This is a genomic window from Candidatus Aenigmatarchaeota archaeon (assembly GCA_016932615.1).
GTDB lineage: Archaea > Aenigmatarchaeota > Aenigmatarchaeia > QMZS01 > QMZS01 > JAFGCN01.
Genome location: JAFGCN010000027.1, coordinates 42,226 through 66,774, shown reverse-complemented (window position 1 = coordinate 66,774; position 24,549 = coordinate 42,226). Strand labels below are relative to the sequence as shown.

26 protein-coding genes are annotated in these 24,549 nt (G+C 47.6%); 7 read left to right on the top strand and 19 right to left on the bottom strand.

Going from position 1 to position 24,549, the window contains the following annotated elements; all coding sequences use genetic code 11:
• Positions 1-22: 22 nt before the first annotated feature.
• Complete coding sequence (locus JW727_06420) at positions 23-367, bottom strand: hypothetical protein (GenBank protein MBN2095659.1); 345 nt, start codon at positions 365-367, stop codon at positions 23-25.
• A 79-nt stretch (positions 368-446) separates the two neighbouring features.
• The gene (locus JW727_06415) at positions 447-869 is read right to left on the bottom strand and encodes a GIY-YIG nuclease family protein (protein ID MBN2095658.1); all 423 of its coding nucleotides are present in this window, start codon (positions 867-869) and stop codon (positions 447-449) included.
• A 29-nt stretch (positions 870-898) separates the two neighbouring features.
• On the opposite strand from JW727_06415, the gene JW727_06410 reads away from it, so the two are divergent.
• From JW727_06410 to JW727_06400, 3 genes are all read left to right on the top strand, one after another.
• A complete protein-coding gene (locus tag JW727_06410; GenBank protein ID MBN2095657.1) occupies positions 899-1,519 on the top strand; it encodes a Bax inhibitor-1 family protein in 621 nt (206 codons plus the stop codon).
• A gap of 70 nt (positions 1,520-1,589) precedes the next feature.
• Positions 1,590-1,847 (top strand): hypothetical protein, encoded by a 258-nt coding sequence (locus JW727_06405; protein ID MBN2095656.1) that lies wholly within the window; start codon positions 1,590-1,592, stop codon positions 1,845-1,847.
• 44 nt (positions 1,848-1,891) lie between these two features.
• Positions 1,892-2,812, top strand: a complete 921-nt coding sequence (locus JW727_06400; GenBank protein MBN2095655.1) for a mechanosensitive ion channel — start codon at positions 1,892-1,894, stop codon at positions 2,810-2,812.
• A gap of 27 nt (positions 2,813-2,839) precedes the next feature.
• Here JW727_06400 and JW727_06395 read toward each other — a convergent pair whose 3' ends face one another.
• The 8 genes from JW727_06395 to JW727_06360 form a co-directional block, all read right to left on the bottom strand.
• The gene (locus tag JW727_06395; GenBank protein ID MBN2095654.1) at positions 2,840-4,096 is read right to left on the bottom strand and encodes a cation diffusion facilitator family transporter; all 1,257 of its coding nucleotides are present in this window, start codon (positions 4,094-4,096) and stop codon (positions 2,840-2,842) included.
• 31 nt (positions 4,097-4,127) lie between these two features.
• Positions 4,128-4,751: a hypothetical protein gene (locus tag JW727_06390; GenBank protein ID MBN2095653.1), complete on the bottom strand. Its 624-nt coding sequence runs from the start codon at positions 4,749-4,751 to the stop codon at positions 4,128-4,130.
• Positions 4,752-4,763: 12 nt separating this feature from the next.
• Complete coding sequence (locus tag JW727_06385) at positions 4,764-4,919, bottom strand: hypothetical protein (GenBank protein ID MBN2095652.1); 156 nt, start codon at positions 4,917-4,919, stop codon at positions 4,764-4,766.
• Between the two features lie 93 nt (positions 4,920-5,012).
• Positions 5,013-5,258: a hypothetical protein gene (locus JW727_06380; GenBank protein MBN2095651.1), complete on the bottom strand. Its 246-nt coding sequence runs from the start codon at positions 5,256-5,258 to the stop codon at positions 5,013-5,015.
• 24 nt (positions 5,259-5,282) lie between these two features.
• Positions 5,283-6,368, bottom strand: coding sequence for a tyrosine--tRNA ligase (locus JW727_06375; protein MBN2095650.1), 1,086 nt, complete (start codon positions 6,366-6,368; stop codon positions 5,283-5,285).
• A gap of 40 nt (positions 6,369-6,408) precedes the next feature.
• Positions 6,409-6,759, bottom strand: coding sequence for a hypothetical protein (locus tag JW727_06370; GenBank protein MBN2095649.1), 351 nt, complete (start codon positions 6,757-6,759; stop codon positions 6,409-6,411).
• A gap of 35 nt (positions 6,760-6,794) precedes the next feature.
• Positions 6,795-7,112, bottom strand: coding sequence for a hypothetical protein (locus tag JW727_06365; protein MBN2095648.1), 318 nt, complete (start codon positions 7,110-7,112; stop codon positions 6,795-6,797).
• 68 nt (positions 7,113-7,180) lie between these two features.
• Positions 7,181-7,894 carry an RNA methyltransferase gene (locus tag JW727_06360; GenBank protein ID MBN2095647.1) on the bottom strand — a complete coding sequence of 238 codons (714 nt, stop codon included), beginning with the start codon at positions 7,892-7,894 and terminating at the stop codon, positions 7,181-7,183.
• Positions 7,895-7,991: 97 nt separating this feature from the next.
• On the opposite strand from JW727_06360, the gene JW727_06355 reads away from it, so the two are divergent.
• Positions 7,992-10,097: a glutamine synthetase III gene (locus JW727_06355; GenBank protein MBN2095646.1), complete on the top strand. Its 2,106-nt coding sequence runs from the start codon at positions 7,992-7,994 to the stop codon at positions 10,095-10,097.
• A gap of 118 nt (positions 10,098-10,215) precedes the next feature.
• On the opposite strand, the gene JW727_06350 is transcribed toward JW727_06355, so the two are convergent.
• Entirely contained in the window at positions 10,216-11,457 is a 1,242-nt protein-coding gene (locus JW727_06350) for an AAA family ATPase (GenBank protein ID MBN2095645.1), read from the bottom strand.
• Between the two features lie 164 nt (positions 11,458-11,621).
• On the bottom strand, positions 11,622-12,161 hold the full coding sequence (locus JW727_06345; GenBank protein ID MBN2095644.1) for a hypothetical protein: 540 nt from the start codon (positions 12,159-12,161) through the stop codon (positions 11,622-11,624).
• 30 nt (positions 12,162-12,191) lie between these two features.
• Here JW727_06345 and JW727_06340 point away from each other — a divergent pair, with 30 nt between their 5' ends.
• The gene (locus JW727_06340) at positions 12,192-12,875 is read left to right on the top strand and encodes a hypothetical protein (protein ID MBN2095643.1); all 684 of its coding nucleotides are present in this window, start codon (positions 12,192-12,194) and stop codon (positions 12,873-12,875) included.
• 65 nt (positions 12,876-12,940) lie between these two features.
• Here JW727_06340 and JW727_06335 read toward each other — a convergent pair whose 3' ends face one another.
• Both JW727_06335 and JW727_06330 read right to left on the bottom strand, forming a co-directional pair.
• Positions 12,941-13,807 (bottom strand): hypothetical protein, encoded by an 867-nt coding sequence (locus tag JW727_06335; protein ID MBN2095642.1) that lies wholly within the window; start codon positions 13,805-13,807, stop codon positions 12,941-12,943.
• A 28-nt stretch (positions 13,808-13,835) separates the two neighbouring features.
• Complete coding sequence (locus JW727_06330) at positions 13,836-16,088, bottom strand: hypothetical protein (protein ID MBN2095641.1); 2,253 nt, start codon at positions 16,086-16,088, stop codon at positions 13,836-13,838.
• 60 nt (positions 16,089-16,148) lie between these two features.
• On the opposite strand from JW727_06330, the gene JW727_06325 reads away from it, so the two are divergent.
• Positions 16,149-16,493: a hypothetical protein gene (locus tag JW727_06325; protein ID MBN2095640.1), complete on the top strand. Its 345-nt coding sequence runs from the start codon at positions 16,149-16,151 to the stop codon at positions 16,491-16,493.
• A complete protein-coding gene (locus JW727_06320) occupies positions 16,483-19,539 on the top strand; it encodes a hypothetical protein (GenBank protein MBN2095639.1) in 3,057 nt (1,018 codons plus the stop codon). The genes JW727_06325 and JW727_06320 overlap by 11 nt, the downstream gene beginning before the upstream one ends.
• 20 nt (positions 19,540-19,559) lie before the next feature.
• On the opposite strand, the gene JW727_06315 is transcribed toward JW727_06320, so the two are convergent.
• From JW727_06315 to JW727_06295, 5 genes are all read right to left on the bottom strand, one after another.
• Positions 19,560-19,943: a hypothetical protein gene (locus JW727_06315; protein MBN2095638.1), complete on the bottom strand. Its 384-nt coding sequence runs from the start codon at positions 19,941-19,943 to the stop codon at positions 19,560-19,562.
• A gap of 4 nt (positions 19,944-19,947) precedes the next feature.
• Positions 19,948-21,312: a hydroxymethylglutaryl-CoA synthase gene (locus JW727_06310; GenBank protein MBN2095637.1), complete on the bottom strand. Its 1,365-nt coding sequence runs from the start codon at positions 21,310-21,312 to the stop codon at positions 19,948-19,950.
• A 2-nt stretch (positions 21,313-21,314) separates the two neighbouring features.
• A complete protein-coding gene (locus JW727_06305) occupies positions 21,315-22,508 on the bottom strand; it encodes a thiolase domain-containing protein (protein ID MBN2095636.1) in 1,194 nt (397 codons plus the stop codon).
• 161 nt (positions 22,509-22,669) lie between these two features.
• Positions 22,670-23,308, bottom strand: coding sequence for a hypothetical protein (locus JW727_06300; GenBank protein ID MBN2095635.1), 639 nt, complete (start codon positions 23,306-23,308; stop codon positions 22,670-22,672).
• Between the two features lie 80 nt (positions 23,309-23,388).
• Positions 23,389-24,465 (bottom strand): Gfo/Idh/MocA family oxidoreductase, encoded by a 1,077-nt coding sequence (locus JW727_06295; GenBank protein MBN2095634.1) that lies wholly within the window; start codon positions 24,463-24,465, stop codon positions 23,389-23,391.
• Positions 24,466-24,549 lie beyond the last annotated feature (84 nt).

Below are 24,549 nucleotides of genomic sequence, written 5' to 3'. Positions count from 1 at the left end.
AACAAAAGCCCAAGAGCCATCCTTAAGGCGTGCGGGCTATACTGGCTCCGTCACCTCGGTATATCATTCCCAGAGTATCCACGCACTCCTTGATGCGGCACACAGGACCCAATCCCAGCGCCTCATTCCAGCCCGGCACACAAAATCCGCAATCGCCCCCCATTCTTACGTATCGGCTATCTCCAGACCCCAACCATGCCCCATCAGATGAAGCCCTGTAAGCAGGACAATCTTTGCAGCATCCGGCCAAGTCCAGAATCTCCCGACTGGAGCGTCCGGCTTCCAAAGCATTGACAACGTCTCCACAAGACAATCTCCCAACGGGGCACTCGGACAGCGCTCTCCTCTCAACAATAGCTTCTCCCATAGAGCCGTTTACCCCTCCAGATATTTAATCAAAATGCAAGAATGTAGCCGCAAGAATTATGAAAAAGTAGAAAGCATATTTAAAAGGGCAGAGTTAACCTACTGTCTTGAGCGCCAAAGAATCGTTTCATCGTACCTTTCAAAAATTCCTCATCGCTTACCTGAAAAAGGTGGCTATGGCACCGGCAGTCAGAACAGCCAAACCCCATAACAGGAGTGCCGTGTTTTGCCACAAGACCTGCTATTTCGCACTCCTCCTTTCGGGAGGACTCCCGAAAGTAAACCGCTCTTACATTTACGAAAGGCGAAACTGTCAGGTAATCTATGTGCCAGCGCAGAGTTTTCTCTTTTCTCAGGTGCCGCCTAGTCCGCTTTTCCAAATTGTTCATCGCAGAGCCGACATACAGGTAAATCCCTTTCCTGAAATGCAGTTCGCCTAAAGCCCCCACGGCAAGCGAGCAGTCTTTTTCAACTTCGAGGACAATAACATAAGCGCCCTTCATACACCTACGCTAAATTTATATTTTATATTATGGAACAGAAGGTTTTCAAGAGGAAGGTGATGCCTCTCTTTGCTACAACTCTCGTAGTGAGCACAATAGGCTCTCTCATAGGGCTGCTTTTCCTTTTGCCATACCTGTCAAACATCTGGGTGCTCCTTGGCCTGGGCCTGATGGGTTTTGTGGTAATGTACGCTATATACTCGACAAAAAGCCTGCCGCTTCTGTACTTCTTCAACATTCTGATGGGCGCACTTATGGCGCCAATTCTCGGGCTTGCTATATACATTGACCCGGGGCTGATACTCCAGGCATTCGCCATAACCACAGTTGTCTTTGCAGGGCTTGCCGGATACGCGTATTTTTCAAAGAAGGATTTCACGTTTCTTGGGGGGATGCTGTTTGTCCTCCTGATATTCGGAATTGTCGCATCCCTTGCGGTAACTTTCCTGGGGCTCACCGGGTACGGCCTTATTATCAGCGCGTTTTTCACGCTTCTTTTCGCGGGCTTTGTCCTCTACGATATGTCATCAATTTTGAAGAACTACCCAAACGAGGATTATGTCCCCGCAGTTGCCGCGCTTTACATCGACTTCATAAACCTGTTCATAAACATCCTGATGATCCTGATTAACCTTCGGGGGCAGGATTAGCGAAAAAACATATTATCTCTTGCCAACTGCTCTGTAGCATGATGGTTAAGTACTTTTTTAAATACCATTTATGAGAGTCAAATGCAAAATCTGCGACAAGACTATAGACACGAAATCCTCCTCTGAGTCAGGAATAAAACTGAACTTTGCAACAGACAATGAAGACATGTTCAATGCCGCAATGATGAGCAAAGAGCTTTTAGCCCTGGTAAATCACATTATGACCGAGCACCCCCAGCAGGCGATGGCACTTTATGCGGGGCTTGTATCAAAGCTCTATTCCATGTTTGAAATAGAGGAAAATGAAGATCCTGACATGTCTCTTTAGCCCCAATTAGCTGCAGGATTTATATTCAAGCGGGTATATAATATATGCTTTACTCCAAAAAGCTGAAATTCGAACGAAACCACATTGAAGAGCAGTTTAGAGCTAGAAAAGAACGCCTGTCCCAGCTAAAGGATAAGTTCCAGAAGCGTGCGGTAATGCTCCTTGCCCTTGCACTCCTCATTCTTGTGCCGATTGTCGCCTACAGGAATGGTTATCTTAATGTGCCTGAGATAATAATCAATATTGCCGACATTTTTTTCGTAACTGTAATATCCTTTCTTGCAGCCTCTCTTTTTGTCCGTCTGACTGTCGACAAGATTTTTCACCTGTTCGAGGGGGAGTTTGAAGTCGAGCAGAACATCATATTCACCAAACTCTACTCCAGTTTTATTTATATGGTTGCCCTAGGGATCATACTCTGGCGACTTGGGGTTTCCCAGGAAAATATCGCGATATACCTCGGTTTCGTAACAACAGGCGTCGCCTTTGCAATCAGGGAAATAATACTTTCCTTTTTCATATGGCTGATAGTACTGCAGAAAAAGCCCTTCCGGATAGGGGATGTTATAAAGATGGGCGAGGATGTTGGAATGGTCACCAAAATCGGAACTTTCTTCATCACCATCGAGTCGGTTTCAGACCCCAAGGAAACCGTAAAGATACCCAACAAGCAAATCCTGGAAAAGAACGTCCTAAACATGGGGCGCGACAGAATGTACCAGGAGATAAAGCTTGAAATCTCGAGGGTACCTAAAGACATAGATGCAAGAATAAAGAAGATAAAATCCTTCGTAAATTCCGGTCTTAAAGACGGAGAAAGCGCGAATGTCCAGATTGACGCCGACGGCCCTCACTGGTACCTGAAGATAAAGCTGATAATCCATCCCGAAAACGAATCCGAAAAGTCAGATATACTCAAGGCCACATATTTCCTTACAAAAGACATTCTTAAAAAAGCAGACTAGCCAAAACCATAAACACAAAATTGCACCCTAATCCAGTTGCTTTGTCTTCATCTTTTTCAAGTTTCCCTTAAGAAAATTGCTTACTGCAGATTTGGCTGTGGCTCCCCTCGAGGAGTATATTTCAACAAGCCCCTGCTCTTTTAGAAGGTGAAACGGAGGTACGCACATCCGGGAAACGATGAGAACATCCGGCTTTTCCTTTAGAATCATCTTCGCGGCTTTTATGCACTTTTTCTCCTTAAGCCCAAGCGCAGGATTCTTTCGCACATAATGCCTATCTATTTTACCTCCATCACGGTCGACATCCACAAAAAGTATGCATGGCGCTTCGGCAATATCCGGGTATATTTTGGACTCAAGGCCGACGCAAGAGCTTACGGGAATTGCAATCCTGCTTTTGCCTTCATTGTCTGGCTCTATATGGACTGTCACTGAAGCGATTTCGCCCAATTTCTCCTTAATCTTCATTTCTACAGTTTCAGCTATCTCATGGGCTTTATATACGCTTGCCAACTTTTTAACCCTGATGCTAAGCTCGCAAAACACGAAGGGCCCGCTCTTTCTCATGCGAAGGTGATTGTAAGACGACACGCCCCCGACAGACATAACCGCCTCGCCGATCTTTGACGCAAATGCCTTGCTGGGGGACACGTCCATCAGCACCAAAACCGAATCCTTAACAGATGCCATGCCCACCCTGAGAATAAGAAGCGAAATTCCAATTACCACAAGCCCCTCAACATAAGGAACCTTAAGGTAGCTTGTAAGGACCGCGATAAAAACAACAATGCCCGAAAGGATGTCCGTTAGGCGCTCCCTTGAGGCAACTGTAAGAAGTGGAGAGGAAGTTTCTTCTCCCACCCGAGCCAGATATCGGGAGAGAAAAAAAGAGGCCAGGATATTTACTGCCGCAACAGCAAGGCCCAAAAGGGGATAGCTAATGTCCGCTGCAGAAAAGAGGCGGGAGTACCCCTCCAGGAGCAACCTTAATGCCGCATAAAGGATGATAAAGGACATGAAAAGCGTTGCAAGCGTTTCGGCGCGGTAATACCCGTAATGGAATCTTTTGTCCGGCTTTCTCTGGGCGATTTTAAGGCCAAGCCAGCCCGCAAGCATCCCCAGGGTGTCGACAAAGCTGTCAAGCGCGCTTGAAAGAAGGGCTATACTTCCGGACAAAAGCCCCGCCGCCGCCTTCAAAACAATAAGCACTATCGAAACTGCCGCAGAAACCTGTACCGCCCGCTCCCCCTTCCTTAGAACCTTTTGTTTTCTGTCCGGCTCCATAAATTTAGCTACAATCAATACTAGTGGGAGGTTATCTCAGAAATCTGCCTTTCTTTTTCTTTTCCGGATTCAGCTTTTTGTAACCAAGCCACAGCAGAACTGCCAGGGCAATTCCGGTCATCAAAAACTTAATCATGTCTGTTGCAAGCCCCCAGTACTTGACTATCCCGTAGAGAATTACCAGAAGGCCGCCGCCCATTATCCCTGCTCCAACGTTTTCAAGCTTCAGGACGGCTCCTCCAAGGACAAGAACAATTATGCCTAAAAAGGCGGAAGCGACAAAAAAGTTCCTCCGGTAAATTTCATTTGCCGCCTCGAAATCTTTTGAGCAGTAATAGTCGACTTCGCAGTACCCGCTCCTTTCGGGTGCAACTGTGCATGAAAGGCGAACCTCGGTCTGGTTGTCCGAAGGCATGCGCGTACAGACATACTGCTCCTGAAGGGTGGGAATCTGCAGAGCCGTGTAATTCATCCACTTCCCTCCATACTCCTGGCACTGGCTTTCCGACTCTATTGCAAAGCCCAAAATTCCCTGCGTGCAGAAGTCGGAATACTCCGGGGCGGGATAAAAAGAGCCAATCCCATAAGAGACAAAAAACACCATCAGAATGGCGATTCCTGCGGTAAGAATATTCTGCCTGACGCTAAATGCCATAATATAATCTTTTTATACAAAACGCCCGTCAAAGATACTGCTGTCAAAATTCGGCCCCTTTTTCTTGGAGACTTTAAGGACTTCAGGAGACCCTTCAATATAGACTTCAGGATTATTTTCGGTGCGGACCCCAAGCGCAAGGTAAATTGAGGCATTGCCTGACAGCATACGTCCGGCAACGCATGTAAACGGGCTGGGGCAGTAAACTTTGCTGCCAAACTCGAACCTAATCCCCCTTCCCGAAGTTGGGCAAAGAGTTGCTTAGTCCACCCCAGTCACTTCAAGTGGTTGTCTAAAGCCCTTCCAGCCGCTATCCCACGGGTCAAAAATTCCTTTTGAAGGAAGAAAATAAACGTGGTATTTGTTTCCAGTCATCTGAGCATTCAGTTCCCCAGCAAGTTCCCTCGCCACACCATAATCTATTTCCGCCAACTCCAACGGCTGCCTTAGCCCAACCCATTCAAGATAGCCCGGCTTTAAGTCCACCGGCTTAAGCTCTGCGCGCATACTCGAACACCCGGGAAGCCCTTTTTAGCGGGTGATTCCTCCCCTTACAATTTCATATAATTCCCGCGCCTCAGGGTTGTTTTCAAAATGCACTCTTACTGGCTCAAGTATCTTTGCTAAGTCCCTTGAAACCGCAGTTTTAAGGTCCATGGGGTGGACTAATCCCTCCCTGAAGGCGTTTTCAAGCTCGCTGTAGCTTGAGTACTCTGTGTTTCCGCCAAACTTTTCCGGCCTCTCAATCAGCAGGGTTTTCTGCTTCCTGAATATTATGTAGCGCGAAAGCTCAAGGACAGGGTTTCCCTCGACAACTTTTGTAAGGCAGTAGGCATTTTTCAGCTTCTTTGCAATGTCTTCAGGCGAATCATGGACATATATGCAGGTTTCTGGCTTTGACTTGCTCATCTTCGCGTCAATCTCCTTATTTTCCTCCTCGCCTTCGCCGTAATTCATCTTGGCTGCTCCCTGAAGACCCATAAGAAGGTGGTGGTGGGCGCAAACCGGCTTATTGTAGCCAAGCTTCGGGGCGATTTCCCTTGCAAGGATGTTGACTTTTCTTTGGTCTATTCCAAGCTGGCAGATGTCGACTTCAAGCTCGAAAATGTCAGATGCCTGCATCGCGGGGTAGAAAAGCTGGGAAACATACTGCATTTCACCCTCGCTTCTCCCCATTATCGTCGAACAGCGCACCATCCTGCTCACAGTGGTAAGCTTTGCGATTTCCAGGACGCGCTTCCAGTAGTCGGGGTTTTTGACCATTTCAGACGCCCATACGACCTCGACCTTGCTCGTGTCGACTCCGCAGGCCTTCCAGACCTCGATAAGGTACTTTCCCGCCTTCTGTATCCTTTCAAGGTCGCCGCCCATCTTGTTGTTAAGCATTGCGTGCCAGTCAGCCAGAAGAAGCTTGAACCGGCAGTTCGCATCAAGAAGGTCCTGAATCTTTATCGCCCGGAGAACTCCTGTCCCAAGGTGGGCTACTCCGCTAGGCTCAAAGCCGTCATAGACAATGGGCCGCTCCTTTATCTTCAGAAGCTCCAAAAGCTCATCCTCAGTTATAATTTCCTCTATAGGGTCAAGTTTTACCAGATCCATCCTCTGCATGGCGTCCATAATCAAATGAGTTTAAAGTAGATATTTGGTTTTGCAATTTTCATGGGCTTGCGTTCAGGTAAATTGGGTCTGAGGGCTTTAATTTATTACGGGTGGCATAATCAATCAAACTATACACCAAGCCCAATCCGCATCTAAAATTAAAGGGCTTTGTTTCCCAGGCAAGTTCCTTGCCAAAATGGCCAAAGGGCTTCAATACGCTCATAACCGGCTTTTCAGGCAGTTTGAATGAATTTTTCAGGAAACCCGGCAAACCTTCCTTAAGCTCACCACTGCCTGAAGGTACTTTAATCCAGGCAAAAGGAGAATTCTCCTTATATACCATCATACCATTTCCAAACGGGCTGTTGGGGCCGGCGTCAAGCAACTGAACCTTGTAAGTTCCTTCCATAAAACTACTGAAAAATAAATAAAATTCTAGATAACCTAGAAAACGCTAAATAAGACCCCTCCTTTGTTCTCGTAGCAGAGAAAAGAGCGATGCGTGTTTCTGTCAAGCTTTATGAAGATGGGAATATTGAATTCCATTGCCGCCTTGTTGAAAGCACGCATAAACATCTTGAAGTCCCCTTCACGGTACTTGAACCTGCCCATAAGTCCCTTGGGGTCACCTATGGGCATTGCCTGCTCGCCTTCGCCAAAAGAGCGGAATTCGGAATAAAGCCGCTTAAGCTCATTTCTTGAGATGCCCGCATCAGTTACAGAATCCTTTATTGCGGTGGGCCTTGTTTCAGGGCTGTCCATAAATAGCTATTATTTATAAGTTATTTTTCAGGAAGCCCAGAAAAAGTCAAAAGATGGGCTTTTGGAAATCATTCCCTCTGTTTTGCAGCTTCGTAGCAGAAAAGGGTTGCCGCCACCGCGACATTGAAGGACAGGTCAGCGCCCTTCATTGGAATCGTGAGCATATAGTCCACCCTGTTCATCAGCCCCGGCCTTATCCCCTGGCCTTCCGAGCCGAAAATCAGGCCAAGCGGAAAATTCAAGCGGGCTTTGGCAGGGTTCACTCCCCCCTCTACGACTGTTGCGCCAATCCAGTAGCCCTCCCGTTTAGCGCGGATAATCGCATTGCTGAGGTTTGAAACCTGGCAAATGGGCATGTGGCTTTCGCCGCCGCTAGCGACCCGGAGAACCGTCTCATTTACGTCAACGGATTCTCTTCTGGGAAGGACAAGGCAAAAGCCGCCCAGGCACGCCAAGCTCCTGATAATCGAGCCAAGGTTCTGCGGGTCAGTGACCCCGTCAAGAAAAACCAGTATCGGCTTTATTTCGTCAGGCGCGGAGACTATGTCCTCATAATCGTTGTAAACAAAGTCCTCGACCTCTGCAATCACACCCTGGGTGTTAAGCCCCCTCGACATGCGGTAGAACTTGTCCCTCGGTATTTTGTTAAGGCGAAAGCCGATTTCATGGGCAATCCTTGAGAGCTCCTCGATATGGGTTCCTCCCTCAACATAGATTGCCCTTATGCTTTCGGGGTCAACCCTCATTCTTTCGATTACCGGCCGCTTTCCGTAGAGGTTCATAACTAAATCAATAGATAACTAATCACAAAGCAGAATATCAACGACAGGTAATATTTCATATTACCGGGGGATATATCCCAAAATGGAAAGATTAGGTATGGCCGCAGATAACGCCGGAAAAACAGAAATCACGGAAACCTACGGCGAGAATTCCTTTGGGCTTAATGCAATGAGCGCATATCTGCCAACCCCCGCTTTTACCGCGCTCAAAAACACCCTGGACCGGGGAGACCCTTTCCCTGAAGAGCTGCTGGGTGACGTCGCTGAAGGCATGAAAAACTGGGCGATTTCAAAAGGCGCAACGCATTTCACCCACTGGTTCCAGCCGATGACGGGACTCACTGCAGAAAAACACGAGGCATTTTTGGAGCCCCTTTCGGACGGAAGGGCAATAATGAAATTTTCGGCCAAAAACCTCGTTTCCGGGGAGCCGGATGCTTCAAGCTTTCCCTCAGGCGGACTTCGCGCAACATTCGAGGCAAGAGGCCACACAACCTGGGACCCGACAAGCCCGGCATTCATAAAGTACATCGGCGAGAGCCCGACACTTTGCATTCCTTCCGCGTTCTACTCTTACAACGGGGATGCGCTTGACAAGAAAACCCCTCTTCTAAGGTCTGCCGAAGCGCTTTCCAAGTCCACGAGGCGGCTTCTGAAGCTATTCGGCGAAGAACTTCCAGACAAGAAAGCCGTCCCGATGGTGGGAATAGAGCAGGAGTATTTTCTAATCGACAGGGACTTTTACCTGGAAAGGCCGGACATCATACTGACGGGGAGGTCTCTTTTTGGAAGAATCGGCTCAAAGCACCAGCAGATGGAAGACCATTATTTCGGAAGCATAAGGAAAAGAGTCATTTGCTTCATGGAGGAAGTTGACAAGGAGTGCTGGAAGCTTGGCATACCCGCAAAGATGAGGCACAATGAAGTCGCCCCCGCCCAGTTCGAGATAGTGCCCCTCTATGAGGAGCAAAACCTTGCGGTGGACCACAACATGCTGATCATGCAGATACTGAAAGAAACCGCAGAAAAGCACGGCCTTGTATGCCTGCTTCACGAAAAGCCATTCAAGGGAGTAAACGGCTCCGGAAAACACAACAACTGGAGCTTGTTTGGCCCTGACGGAAAAAACCTGCTTGACCCGGGGCACAACCCGCAGGAAAACGCAAAATTCCTCACAGCCATTTGCGCGGTCATTATGGCTGTTGACAAGCACGCAGACCTTCTTCGCGCGTCAGTTGCTTCAAGCGGAAACGACCACCGGCTCGGCGCAAATGAAGCGCCTCCAGCAATAATCTCCATCTCGCTTGGCGACGAGCTTACGGAGATAATTTCTCGGATTGAAAGCGGCAGAAATGGCACCGGAAAGCCAAAGGAAATGCTGAAAATCGGTGTAAGCTCAATTCCACCGATACCAAAAGACACGACAGACAGAAACAGGACTTCTCCATTTGCTTTTACCGGAAACAAATTCGAGTTTCGGGCAGTTGGCTCAAGCCAGTCATGCGCGGGAGCAAACACGGTCCTCAATACAATTATCGCAGAAGCGCTGGACGAAATATGCAGCCAAGCCGAAGCCCTTACCAAAAAAGGGGAAATCTTCAATCAGGCGCTTCAGAAAGTGCTGCTTGAAACAATACGAAAGCACAAGAGGATAATCTTCAACGGCGACAACTACAGCCCCGAGTGGCAGGAAGAGGCAAAAAGAAGGGGGCTTTTAAACATCAGGGCAACTCCCGAAGCCCTTGAATACCTCAGGTCCGAAAAAGCCCAAAAGCTTTTTGAAAAGTACGGGGTCTACTCAAAAAGGGAGCTTGAGTCAAGGTACCACATACTCTGGGAGATGTATGAAAAAACAATCGACCTCGAGGGAAAGTGCATGCTCGACCTTGCAAAAACAATGATTCTGCCTGCCGCCCTTCGCCACCAGAGAAATCTTTGCAGAGAGGTCTTGCTCCTAAAAGAAGCAAACAAAAACGCCAAAAGCATATCCGGAATGGAAAAGAGACTGAACAGGGTTTCAAACCTCATATCAAAGGCCATGCATGAATCGGAAAACCTTGAAAGAATTATCGAAGCAGGAAAGACCAGCGAAGTGCTGAACGTAATGGCAAACCTTCGGGAAGCAATCGACGGGCTTGAAGGAGAAGTCGAGGACAAGCTTTGGCCTGTGCCCAAGTTCAGGGAGATGCTGTTTGTGTATTAAGTTAACCGCTTATTTCGTTAATACTCATAAAAGACGAGGCAAAGGAGAATAAAGTTCGTTAAACAGTTGTTAGTTTCAATCGGGAGAAAGGGCTAAAAAATAGAAGGGGGCGTTTACATCAAAATGACCAAATTTCTCCTTTATATAACCAATCTGGCACTTCATAAGATCTGGTTCTAGGATTATTTGCAAGAATTAATCTCAAAGTTCTTATTGCATTATATGCTTCAATAACTAACTCTCTTTGTTCTTTGAAATATTTTTGGTCAAAAACATCTTCATCAACTTTATGAGCAGGATGTTGACGCATAGTTCTAATATTTCTTATTGTTTTTATCATTTCTTCCTTAGGTTTTGGATCAGGAAATTTGACTACTTTATCTAACCAGTCTTTCAGTAGAGTAATCGTTGCTTTTTGTCTAACAATAATCTTACCATCTGTTCTAATTTCTTCAGATTCTAACTCAATATCATCCTTAAAAAAATCTTTATTGATATTGTCAGAAATCATTTTATCTAACAAATGAATAAATGAATTAAATTCTTTAAGTGTTGGTCGGATTAAAAATGCAAAATCTCTAGGTTTATTATTTTTGAAATCTTCCTTAAATAAAGTTGGTCTATTCATTAATTTAGAAAACTCATTAATCGTTTTTAGTTCTTCAATAAATGCTTCAAAAATTGAAACTTTTTCAGGCCAATGTCCCATAGAACTTCGGGCATAATCCGGGTGTAAAAAATAATCTCCACTCAAAAGTTTAGCATGCCATATTTTTTGATGTTCATCAGATAAATTAGCCAGATATCTATAAAATACTGCAACTGCTCTATTAAACTTTTCTTTTTCATAACAAAAACCAAACGTCTGAAGTAAAATTTTATCGGAGGATTTTACTTCTGTAGATTTATAGTAATCATCAGAGATGTTAATTTGCCCACCAACATCATCAGTAGAATATGAAAACCTAGGATCATTTCTATATATTTCTAGAACACTTAAATCAAACACCGCAAAGTTTAGTGTTGCTTCACCTAATGCAATCAATCTCGTAAATGGTTTATCTTTATATTTTCCATAAGGTATTTTTGTTTTGAGATATTTTTTTGTTGGATATGCACATGAATTATTAAGTCCCATTGAATCAATTTTTTTTAATTGAGTATCTACATTATCACAATCAAATGCTTTAATATGAAAATTCGGATGCCCATCACCAAAATTTATTTCAATTTTTTCATCCTTAACTAATTCAATTATCTTTTGTATTTCATTTTCCAAATTATAAAGAGCATAACCATTGAATTCTTCTGAACCAAGATATTTATCTGTTATCTCTTTCAATATTTCATCTTTTTCCATTATAAATTTAATAATGCTTACTTCTATATAAATATAATTGCAAACGCCTCTAGATTCTTGTTCTTGATGTATAGCATTCGCTCATTTGATAGAACGCCCTTTCTCCCGACTCTGCGGACGCAGGTTTCCAGAACTTCGTAACTGGAAACGAAACTAACAGGAATTTAGCGGCTCGCTAACGCTCGACCCAACTTTCTGCCCTTCCTAAACATCCTCTCGGCAGGGCAGCCAAGTTCTCTCTGCCTGCAGAACCTGCAGGCAAGTTTTCCCCGGACAAAGCCGTTCCCAGCAGAAGTAAGAACTGCCAGCAGGACAACAGAAGCCAGCACCGCCCAGCTGAAACTGAATATTAAAAGCCCGAGGCCTGCAATTAACGGAACGAGTGACGCGAGAAGCTCAGGAATTAGGTCCTTCGGGGAAATTTCCCTTTTGGCGAATTTGCCGGGGCTTCCCTTTTTGAAAAACAATGCGGCGAGTTTTCCCTTCCCAAAGGCGCAGGTTTTGCCATAGTAGTGGCAGCTCACGCAACTGTTTTTCATCACCCGGAATTCAAGGGCAAGGGCATAAAGGAGGTAAAGCCCAAGCCACAGGGCACCAAACTGGTAGAGAATGTATCCGCCCAGAAAGTAAATCGAAAGTGTCAGCAAATTGGAAAGCGCCAAAGTCCGGCAGGGATAATTTTCAAAGGGCTTTTGCTCCACCATAATCTAGTTTAATACTTCCAATAGTAAGTTATGGATGAAATATATCCAATTGTCCCTCAGGATCCGCCGCCCCAAAGCCCACCCCCGGAGGAAAACCAGAAAAACTATTCCACAAGCCGGAAGAAATACCTTCTGGCCGTGATTGGAATCATCATCGTAATTGTTTCGATTGCATTTCTAAGCAGCTACCTATTTGGAGGAAGTGGTGAAAATCTTGATGACAATAAAGACATCCCCCAGGAGAATAGTGAAAAAACGGAAAAACTGCAGAGCGTCAAAAATAACGGGGTCTGTGAATCCGGAGAAAACTGCCTTGACGACAGGGAAGACTGCACCTGCCGGCAGGGAGAGTACTGCTCGCTTGAGAAAAAATCCTGCGTATCTCCAATCTGCGGAAACGGAGAATGCGAATATTTTGAAGACCCAAACAACTGCAACAAGGACTGCGGGTGCTGGCAAGGCCAGGTTTACGACAGCGCTGCTGACTCCTGCGTAGAGAAGGCATTCACCCTTTCGGAAATGCGGATTGGCGAAGTCCTAGATGCCCACTACTCCGCAAAAGGCATGGCCCTCTCAAACTTCACGATAACGAACACAACAGTAACCTACCAAAACGAAGTCGGCATTGAAGTATTCGTATCCCTGAAAAGCCAAGAGGGGGTTGAGCCAGCAATCGTGCTTGAAAACGGAACAGTTGTTGAAAGCACAAATTAATCTGCAAGTTAACAAGAGGGAGGTTTGAAAAAGCGGCTTGAGTCTTCAAAGCGAAGACCAGAGGCCTATTGAGGATATTCCGGGTAAATAGGTTGGCTTTGTGCAGGCGCTTCAGGAGGAATCTCAGAAGTTTTGGAGGCTCGCCTCTTAAGGTAAACTGCAATTAAAATGAGAATGGCTAAGGCAAAAACAATGCCCAGGATAAGGCCATAATCCATTCCTTCCGAACCAGGCGACTCTGTATCTCCTGATTCCTCCGGATCCTGTGGCCTATCTACCCGGCAGTCCCCAGGGCAAGTTGACTCATCTTCTTTCGGGCTGCAAATACCATCCCCACAATACGGGCAATCCTCGTCGGATCCCTCTTCGCAATCAGGGTCGCATCTGCCGTCCGCTACAAGGTCACATATTCCGTCACTGGCGCCTGTAGGGCAGTCTTCAGGACAGTTGAAACAGTTCTCATTCAAAAGGGACTCGCAGTCCCCATTCTGATTGCAAATAACGCTGATACTTCCCGAATCCGAATAAATATATTCGTCCCCGACAATGACAGTTGCAGGAGAAAGCAGCACCTCCCCGGGAGAGGTAAGGTTTACACGGTAATAGACTGTTTCATTCTGCATAGGGCCAACCGTAACATTCCATTCAAAATAAGGCAGCCTAAACCCAATAATTCCAGGAGTGCCTACATAAGACACTGGCGTGGGCTCAATAACAGTATAGTCACCCACGTTTTCCTGAATGGTTGCTTCTATAACAGAAGCCCCTAAATTTTCCACGGTCAGGTTTATCTGAATCACAGAGCCAATCCGGGCTTCGCCAGGAAAGTCTCGGTAGACATGAACACTTTCAGCAAAAGAAATGGGGGCCAGGATAAGGCAAAAAACCAGGGCGCAAAAGACCCTTACCTTGAAAGCATCTTTGCAATGCATAATATTAGCTTATCTTTAACTAATATCCTCAGCACCCATAAACATTGCCCCTTGAAGGGCATGTGAACATCCCGGCATCATTGCCGCAGGTGTTGGAGATATAGCTGCAGTGAAGGTATCCGCCCGGAACAGACCCCAGCCTAACAGGACTGGGGCGATTATTAACCGTGTCTGCAAGAGTATATTTCGTGTCGCCAGGAAATTTCACCAGGTTGTATGCATGGTCATCTGAAGAAATTGAATATGCCTCTGAAGTCGTGTAGCCCACGCTTCTCAAAAGCGTGGTGAGCATCAGGGAATACCCGCTGCACATCCATGTTCCGCCGCTAAACATGACCGAAGCAGGCGCCTCTATATGGAGCATGTATCCCCTTGTCCATTTGGCGCCAGGGCCCATCCCATATATTGCGTAAAGGCCATAGCATTTCTTCAGTGTGTCGTCAGTTTCTGTCGAGGAAAGCCCTGAATTCTGGACTGCATTGGAACAATACTTCATGCAGCTTCCATGCCCTCCGCTATCAGTGCATTTTGAATTGCAGCAATTTATGATTTCCTCTGCAATGGGCTTGACCACGCTGGACTGGCAGACTTCAACATAATCGCAGCCATAGCACCGCTGAGACTGCGGCGCTGGCGTTGTCATGCCAGAATATATTTTGCATTCGCAGGCGCGGCCCACATTACTGAAAAAATTCCGTGAGCCATAATGCTCCCAATGGCCCTGGCCATAGCACTTTGAAATAGAACTCGAGCAGATTTCGGATTTTGAGCATTTAGAACCGTTCCATTCGGCTCCAGCAGGGCAGCAGCGCTTCTTATCCCCGCAAGACAGGCCGGGCTGGCACTGCCCTGTGCAAACGCACAGGCCCCCTTCCGGAACATCGCTTGTATTCTGGCAGACCTGCGGGCCTGAAGCGGAACATTGCTCAGAGCAGCAGGTACGCCCGCCGGCATGCTTTAGCTTTGTTCCAGGGCAGTCCTTTTCCTCGTCGCAGACAAAGCCATTTTGCTCTATGCAGGAACAGTCGGGGTCTCCCGAAGGGCAGTTCGGGTAACATAGCCTGTCAGAGCCGCACCCACCAACGCCGGAATCGCCTCCGCTTTCCTTCGGGTCATATATGCAAGTCTCCCTGAAGACAGCCGCGCCAAGCACGTTAAGAACGCTAAGCCCATCGCCAATGCCGCCCGCTTCAAGAACGGTCTGGTTAGTCGGCCTTCCTTCACAGCCGCAGACACAACTCGGCAACTGCTCAAGAGGATAGCCCAGCTCAATCAGGAGGGAGTTTATTAAGTCAAGCCCCATCTGGCCATAAACCCCATTTACAAGACCAGAATCGGTGACAAGCAAAATTTTGCCTCCGGAATCCGCATATTCGATAAGCCGCTTTTCCTCATTAACGCTCCACCGGTAATGCTGGCTGCAGTTCCTCGAAGAAAGCTCGCAAAATCCAGGTGTGACTAGCCAGACCTGGTCATACGCTGAAAAGTCAACAGCGGCTTCATGGAGCACAGAGTCTACGCTATACCCTTCAGAGATTACCTGATCTATTACCTGAGACGCCTGGGTCAGGGCAGGGTCAACTGAATCATCATCATAAAGGATGAGAATTGAATTTCCGCCAAGGTATCCGGCAATGTTAGAGAAGAGCTGAAGTGAGTCTTCATCTGGAGAAAGCCATGGCTCGGTATCGGCAAGGACAACCGAGTGATCCTTGGAAATAACTATGGGCTGGTGACCGTTATAGTCGCAGTAAACCGGGGTATCAAACTCCCCGAGCCCGCAGATGCAGCCAGACCGCTCACCTTTCAAAAGTACTGACACCCCACAGGAAGTCCTTACTGCTTCCACGGAATAGTCCCTGTAGCTTATGTCGCCTCGCATTTTGTCGATGAGGGAGAGGATTTTCTTCTCTGTTATTATCGTCGAAATCTCAAGGGGGCAGTCAAGCTCGCTGCAGGAGCTTTTCCCGGATATATTTACGCACAAAAGCTGCCCGTATGTCCTCCCGGAATCAATTTCAATAGAGCCATTATGTGAAGCATAAAACTCTGTTACAATGGTCGAGAACTTCATTTCCCGGTTCATCGCCTCGCCCTCCTTCATCGAGCAAAGCCGGTTTATGTCAGAAGCAAGGTTTCCAGAGGTCTCAACTGAGGCCTGTGTGTGGCTTTGAAGATTGATGCTCGCAAAAAGGTTTAAGAACAGAAACATGGAAAGGATTGTAACGATAATTCCTCCGACAAGCCAAATCCAGGTGTCCATGCCCTTCAAATGAGCCATAAAAGTATAGCTAACTAATCTATAAGAGAAAAGCCAAATAGATTCTATATTGCTATATTTATGGGTTTCCTCTCATCGGTACTCTGCATGTTCAACTCTGAAGGCGCCTTCAGGAGGAGAATAAGTAGACTTCGGAAAAAATGGGACCGCCTCCGGGAAAAAGTCGACAAGAAAGGGTATGCCTCAAAGAAAGACCTTCTACAGAAACTCGACGTGGCCGAGCAGAAAATCAGGACCCTTGAAGAAGAGGAAGGGATGAACCGCTGGGCAAAAAAAGACATGGCAGCAAAGGTCGAAATAGAGCTTGAGAAAATTGTCGAGGAGATAAAGACTGAAGAAGCTAAAGTCAAGGAAAATGAGGGTGTCGAAAAACTTGAGGGGAAGCTTAAGGAGTATGAGAAGTGAGATAGTTTTACCTTTGATTGTACTGTTCATAACCCTGACCTTAATAGCCCCGACAGCGCACTGTGAAGACGACTCTGAAGGGTTTCACTGTGAAGGAGATTGTAACTATTGCGACAGTCTTAGCAGGACGTTTGACTGCACACCCTTCGATGACCAATGTACTGATGGAAACCCAACCTATTCTGAAGCCAAAGAGGTCTGGTACTCTAGTGGGACGGAAAGCCAGCTGATCTCCTATGACCCAAAAAACTACCTTGAGACAATGAGTAAGTTCACGGACTATAAAACCAAACTCTATTTCTATTACTGTGAGGACGGGTGCGACAATTTATGCAAAATAGCAGCAATGACTGAGGGAAGTTCCTCAGTAAAAGACTGCCAGCCATGGCAAACGTGCATAGACGACAATGCAAATAAAAAAGTAACCTGCACGGATAGATGCGGCTACAGTTCTAGCCTGGACCACTTCCCCAGCGGCGATCCAGAGGGTCACTACTACCATGACGGCTCCTTTCTCACCCGCTACTTCACCGGCTGCCCCGGCGGAGAAGACGGCTCAACAGGCTGCCTGTGTGAGGACGAACTTTGCAAGGGCTGGTGCATGGATAACGCCCCTGTTTATGACGGGTTTGCAGGATGCAGCGACCAAAGCCAGAACTATAAAGACATGCAGGACAGCAACCCCGATGAGGCCTTCTGTGAAGTAAAGCTTGGCGGAGAGTGCGGGGGAAGCGGAAAGCAGCTTTTTATTTCCAGAGGGGTTGGCACAAATATGTGCCCGGCAGGAGTCAAGTGTACAATCGATGAGTCCAAAACCTGCTCTGACATAGGTGGCACCTGTATGGAAGTGGACTCCAGCATACCCTGGTACAAGAGAACAAGCTTATCCGTAAACAACTGGCAGTACTGCAACCAGCCCCTTCTTGACTACGGTGATTATCCAAATAGATATTCCTGGAAAATTTCCGTGGTTAAAAATGGGGGAGTAGTGAAGGGCTCCCTTTGCCCTGACGGCGAATACTGCTGCGTTCCGGTAGAAGAGCAGGCCTCCGACGAGGAAGATTTCATATACAACGAGAAGTACACGATGATTGCTGACCCCCGGGACAGCCCGACAAGCGTAGGCAAAACTTACCGCTGTGAGAGTGTAACGGGAAGCTCAGACCACAGCAGCTGCATTGGAGAAAGGGATGCCTACCTCAACTCAAAACAAGCCTGCTACTGCAATTATCTTGCCATAAAGGATTTCTACGAATGCGAAGACACGGTAATCGATGACTCTCACCCCTGTGCATCCGGAAACTGCGCAGCAGACTTTGCCGGCGGGCAGAGCTTTTGCTGCCCGACAGAGCAAATCAGCAATGTCCAAGACGATGGCGTAGTTATATCCCCCGGAATGGAGTCCTGGAGCGACTTCACCAGCACGGTTTCATACTGCGCCCATGTGGAAATCCCAGACAGCCCTACCCTATGCTGGGACAGCTCAGATTCGACCTGGAAAGATTGCAAGCAGGTTTTAGGAACGGATGGCTACGAATCGCTTAACGAAGATTCATCTGTCGGATGCTACAGGCATGGAACTGAAATCCTATATGGGGGGCTAAAGCTAAAGTGTGATAACGGCAAGTGGACTAACTCCCAGAGCTGTGGCGAAACCATATTCAATTATAAACTTGAATCAGAAACTGAAAAAATACCCCTCTACACCGAAATAAGCCACCCGTGTGACAATCACCGGGCAGACCATTATTATAAATACTATAACCTTTGCAATGGAGTAAACACACCGAAGAGCAGCTTCAGCAATGCTCCCTTAAGCTACAGCATAATCTTCGACAGGCCAAGGGACGCCATTGCCTACGTCATTCCACAGCCAAGCGCTGATGATGAAATACAGATAAAAGCTTCAAAGATTAGCCATTCAATGCAGGGATACGAGCAGTATGAGGATAACGGCAACAGCCCCTTCAGCGACTACATCTATGAGCTCAGCGAAAACAAAGAAGAAGTTCCTGCCGTTCCTGAGTCAAACGGAAAGCAAAAGCTTGAGCTGAAGGAGGCAACAGGCTCATATGAAATCAGCTTTGCAGGAAAGCCAACCGAAAATGTATATAATATTACCGTCGACTGCTATACCCCCGACAAGACATTCTGCTACTCTGAAAGCCCCGACTGCTATCCAAACTCGTTTTGTGTGGAGGACAGCCCCTCGACTCTTTCAAGCCCCGGAGAAAAAACCTGCCAGACCTACAAGATGGTGACCTATCGGCTAAGCGGATATACTTCCGGCAAACCCGGTTTCTACGAAACGGACACTTCCATAAAAAACGACACCTGCTTTTACTGCTGCCCTAAGGGGCAGTGCGCTCACGCCACAGGCCCTACAAATATAGAGTGCTACCCGGAAGGGCAAAACGACCTTAACGGGTGCATGTGGATGTGCAAGAACGGCGTCTGGGGTAAAGGCGGAGTCGGAAACGCGGAGTGCCTTCATGACTGCGACTGCAACCTTCCCGGAACGTCAGATTACACTTGCTCGCCCACCCTCATAGATGAATCAAAAAGCATATGCTGCTTCAATGGACAATGCGCCCTTGAAAATTCCTGTGTCGGAAACGGATACACTGCAATGAGAAAGGGCTCGCTCTATGTGTGCAGGGAAGGTGCCTGGGAGGGGTCTGGAATCAGGATAAAATCAAGCTACGAAACGGCGGTCCTTTCAAAGAAAAATCCTGAAAAAGACATAACGCTTAGCGTCACAAAGTCCGATATAAACCCTGGCGAAAGAGTGAAAATAAAGGTCTACCATTACTTCCAGACCGGAAACTTCGGCGGCAGTCTTGAAATAAGAATGACGGAAAGCCCCGTAGGGGCCTTGGATTATGAAGGCATCGCGCTTGAATCGATAGAGCTCCCTTTATCGGGTAGCGGCTATGAGACTACTGTGCCCTTCATATACAAGGCAAAAATTACTGCTGACATAAGCAGCGATTCGGAGTACCTGATTTATTCCGGTTCAGTGCTCGTCATGGAAGTTACAAGCTAAACGCCATACCAAAAAAATACTTACCTTCCTCCCTCTGAAAGGTACTTTTCAATCAGTTTTAGGTCTGCCTTATCCTTATCCCGACTCAGGTATGCTTTCCACTCCTGCACATACTCAAGCCGGACATAAGGCATGCCCTCTATAATCTCCGCAGAATCCACCAGAAAGCCCGTGTCCGTCCAGGGGCTCCAGTCGGCATATATCTCAACATTTCCCACGTAAATTCTCCTGCCTTCCGGAGCATATTTTTGGGACAGTTCCTGCCAGAGCCCATCCTTTACGACAAGGTCTATGTCCTGAGACTCCCTGACTCCCCTGACAGCAAGCGGCCCGCTCCCAAATATCGCATATTCACCCATTGGAAGATTAAGCTGCTTTAGCTCTTCAACAAAATCCTGAAACATCGTTCTAGATAAGCCCTTTGTTCCGAAGGTACCTTCCATACCCCTCAACAATGAGGTTTCCTATATCTGTCTGGCCTATCCAGCTCTTTACTGACCTTGCCCTTCTGCCGCGCTTTTTTTCTATCTCAGGAGTTGTTACAAGAGACATGGCATCGCTTCCTGCGCCTGACCCGTAGGAAACCACAAGTATTCTCTGGTAAGGCCCTGCAATATCCAGGACCTTTGCAAGCCCTAGCATGCAGTTTGCAGAATAGGTGTTTCCTATCCAGTCAAAAACAATTCCCGGCTCGAACTGCTCCTTATTGAAGCCAAGTATTGTGGCTGCGATTCTCGGGAACTTCGCGTTTGGCTGGTGGAAGACTACAAAATCAAAGTCCTGCGCCTCAAGCTTTAGCTTGTTGAATAAGTGCTTTGCCGAAGCAAGGACGTGCTTATAATAAGCCGGCTCGCCCGAAAACCTTCCTGCATGCTGCGGGAATCTATCCCCCTCGTTTCTCCAGAAGTCTGCCGTGTCTGTCGTGTAGCTTGTCATGCCCTCGACAAGCGCAATAGGGCTTTCCGCTCCAAGTACGAATGCAGCAGCCCCATCCCCGGCAGTCATTTCAAGCACGTCATTCGGCTCCCCCTGCGCGGAGTCCGCCCCGACTGCAATTCCAAAGCCCCCATGAGCCATGACAAAATTATGCGCATTCACAAAGCTCTGCAGGCCCGCTTTGCACGCAAACTCGTTATCCGCTGCAAAGCAGTTGCTTGTCCTAAGCATTCCCGCGATTATGCTTGCCGTCGGCTTTACAGCATAGACCTTGCTTTCGCTTCCGACCTCAATAAAGCGAACCTGCTGCTTGTCTACCCCGGCGTGCCTCATTGCCGAAAGAGTTGCATTGCACGCGTAGCTCGCCTGGTCATCGAAGCTTCCGGGAAAACTCTTGAAGCCGGCTGCATCCTTTCCCCAGACTTTTCCAAGCTGTGACAGGTCAAGCCGGTGGCGCGGGACATATACTCCATATCCCTCGATGCCTACAAAGTTGTACTTGGGAGCTTCTCTTTTGGTTGTTGGCGGCTTCATAAGCGGCTCCTCGAAGTAGTGCTTCTTTTCCCAGACAGAACCGTAAATCCTAAGACCCCTGTCATTAACCCCAATAAGCCCGGCTCTTGAAACAACCCAGTCACCAATCTCGACGTTGTGCTCATCGACAAGACCGAATATCGTCTTGGTCTCGGTCTTTATAAGCGCAGTTACATAGGGGAGCTTTTTTTCGAACTGGAACAGGTCGGACGCCACATGAAGCTTTGTCTTCGAGTAGACCTCTCCCTCAAGACCCACGTTTTCAAAATGGTTTATCCGCTGAGCTTTTGCTGGCCTTGGCATAATCACCTCCTCAGAACAGAAAAAACCGCTGTTCCTCCGGTCCCTCCGATATTGAGGGCTGCCCCAATATTGGGGTTTACGTTCCTGCCGCCCGCCTTTCCAAGAATCTGGTCGCAGACTTCGATAATCTGTGCAACTCCCGTCGCCCCGACAGGGTGTCCCTTTGCCTTCAGCCCGCCTGAAGTGTTGACATAAAGCTGCCTTCCATCCACTGTATAAGGAACCGGCGGGGTAAGCTGGTTTATGCTGTCATATGGAAGGATGCTCCTTATGAGATTGTACCCTTCACCGCGCTTTGCAAATCCCGCCGCCTCAAGGCACAAAATCTCGTTAATAGTAAAGCAGTCATGAACTTCTATCAGGTCAATGTCCCTAGGTGAAATGCCCATTCGCTTGTAAACACGCTTTGACGCGCAAACCCCGGCATCAAGCACAAGAGGGTCAAACCTTTTTGCCAGTGAAATCGAGGAGTTGCAGACCTCAATATCCTCGAGCTTCACGTACTCAACTCCAAGGTACTTGGCGCACTTTTCTGTAGTCACCAGCATCGCCGCTGCGCCGTCTGAAATCGGAGAGCAGTCGAAAAGCGAAAGCGGGGTTGCAACATGGCTCTTGAAGTGGCTCATCGTAATTTCCTTTCTGTACATCGCCTTCTTGTTTTGCGTTGCATTCTTGTGGTTTTTTATTGCAATTGCATGAAGGTCCTGCTCTGTTGCGCCTGTCTCGTGCAGGTACCTCTGGGCAAGAAGCGCGTAAAGCCCCGGAAAGGTAGCGCCATTCATGACCTCAGTGTCAAAGTGGGAAGCGCTTGCAAGGATGTTTGTTGTCCTGCCCGTCATCTGGTCGGTCATTTTTTCAAATCCGCAGACAAGGGCAACGTCATTTTCTCCCCGGAGTGCTGCAAGCTCGACTTGTGTTGCCGCAAGCTTCAGTGCAACGCTTCCGGATGCGCAGGCGGCCTCTGTCCTGAATACATGGCTTAGCCCCAAAAATTCATTTATCCTCGCAACTAAGTGGTCCTGCCCATCGAACCTTGAAAGGTTCATGTTTCCAAAATATCCGCAATCAATTTCGTTAACTTCAACATTGGCATTTTTTATCGCCTCCATGCATGCTTCTCTCACCAGCTCCTCCCAGGAGGAATCCCAAAGCTCGCCAAACTGCGTAATGCCTGTGCCTATTATAGCAATAGCCATAGGTAATCTTAGGCAAGTAATTAAATATTGTTTTGCCCAACTAAGTCAATTGACTTAGGGTTTGTGGTTGCAAAAGGATACGGCAGTGTTACTTTCGGACTACGTCATATTTGGCAGGAAAATTTTTCCAAAAATACCTGAGAGATAAAAACACCACATCCCTACCCAAGGAAGTTCTTGTCCTGCACAAAATCCCTTACGAACTTGAAAAGCCACTCGTGGCCGAGCGCGTTCGGGTGGAGCCCGTCGACAAGGTTGTCGAAATATTTTTTCTGGTTTAATTTCTCGAAAAGGCCGAGGAAATAAACCTGTTTTTTCTCGCATACTTCTTTTATAATTTCATTGTATTCCTGGATGGACTTGTTCTTGTAGTAGCTGTCGTGGTACCAGGGAACGGTAAGCGTCTTCTCCTCGTCTATCGGGGTGAGCCCCAGAAAAGCAACTTTCGACGTGTACTTCAAGGCGATTGCCGCCAAGTGGCCTATGTTTTTTTCGAACTCTTCCTTTGTGGACTTTAGGACGCTTTTTGCGGGGATGAACTGCGTATCATTTATCCCAATCTGGAAAATTATCGCGATGTCCTCGCCATCCCGAAACCTTGGCTTCAGGTCTGACTCGAATCGGTTCAAAAGACCTTCCGAAAAGTCGCCAGGCACGCCGAAGTTGAACGTCTCGTAGTAGCCGTGGCCTGAAAGGACTTTCTCGTCAAGCCAGACCCTCAAACGGTTTGCCCACCCGGCTTTTTCAGAGTCCCACTTGCCATAAGGCAAGCTGTCTCCAAAGATGAAAATTTTTGTCATATTGAAACCCTCATTATCTGGATTGGCTTTAAACCATAAGTTGGCGTTGCTGCGCTTATTAGGGCTGCTTATTTTCAGCTTCAGGGCGAAGACTCAAGAAGACCCGTCACCTGAAGGTCAAAGAGCGCACTATCGAGGCCGGCGATTCTTGGAGAGCGCTTTCCGGTTTTGTAGTAATCAAGGAAGTCCTCAAGCTCCATTCGGACGCGGTTTTTCCCGGGGGTGCTCATGTTCCACGAGCCGAGCATCTCCTCCCCAGCTTTACCCTCTCTCCTGACTGTCAGCTCGTCCTTTCCCGCCTTGTCGTAATAGGTGGTCAGGGTTTCGCCGTTTTCGCATGAAACCGAGATTCTCCTGACAAAATCAGGGTTCATGTAAGACGAAAAGCCGTGAAGAGGAATCAGCTTCCCGCCTTCGGTCAGGCACTTCAATGTGTACTCAACTTCCGCCATCGGGACCATCTTCTCTGAACCTTTTCCGTAAAGCTCGGTCTGCTTTTCCTTGTCGATGATGCTGTCGGTGTAAACCTGGCGGATTTTTTCAAGGGCTACTCCCTTTACGCGGTTTCCGGTCATCGGAAGTATGTACTGCAGAGCCGTGTCCGCCGAGTGGGTCGTCTCGTCTATGTGGACTCCCGCAGACGGGCGGGCCGGCTTTCGAAGCTTTCTCCAGGCGATGTCAACGCTTTCGACCGGAAGGTTTTTGTCGTTTATGTAAGAAATAAGGGCATCGGTGGCCGGAGAATACCTTATGAGGTAGGCAAAGCCCAGGGGGATTTCGCTTCCATAGCCAAGAGCGGTAAGCTTTTCTGCCAGGGGAAGCGCCTCAGAAAGAGACTCCGCGAAAGGGGTTTCGCAGTAGATTGCGGGGGATTTTTCCTTACCGGCGTATTCGATTAGCTCGCCGATAACCTCAGCGTGAGTATCCGTGTTGACCACGACCAGGGCGATGTCTGGCTTTGTCTCTTCAAGCGCCTGCTGCACGCTTTCGTATCCTATTGGGCCAAGCCCCTCCACCTTGGAATAGTCCCTGTCAACAACCGAGGAAATTTTTACCTTTCCCTCCTCCTGAAGGGGCAAAAGGTTTTTGTAGTGGATTTTTCCCATGTCTCCATAGCCAACAATCATAACGCCGGGGGGATTTCCATTTTCCGCCATAAAAAACCTTTTTTGAGTTATTTATTGCGTGTTTTTTGAACAGTGTTGCACTCAACAAGGGGTCTAAAATCAACAGAAAACGAC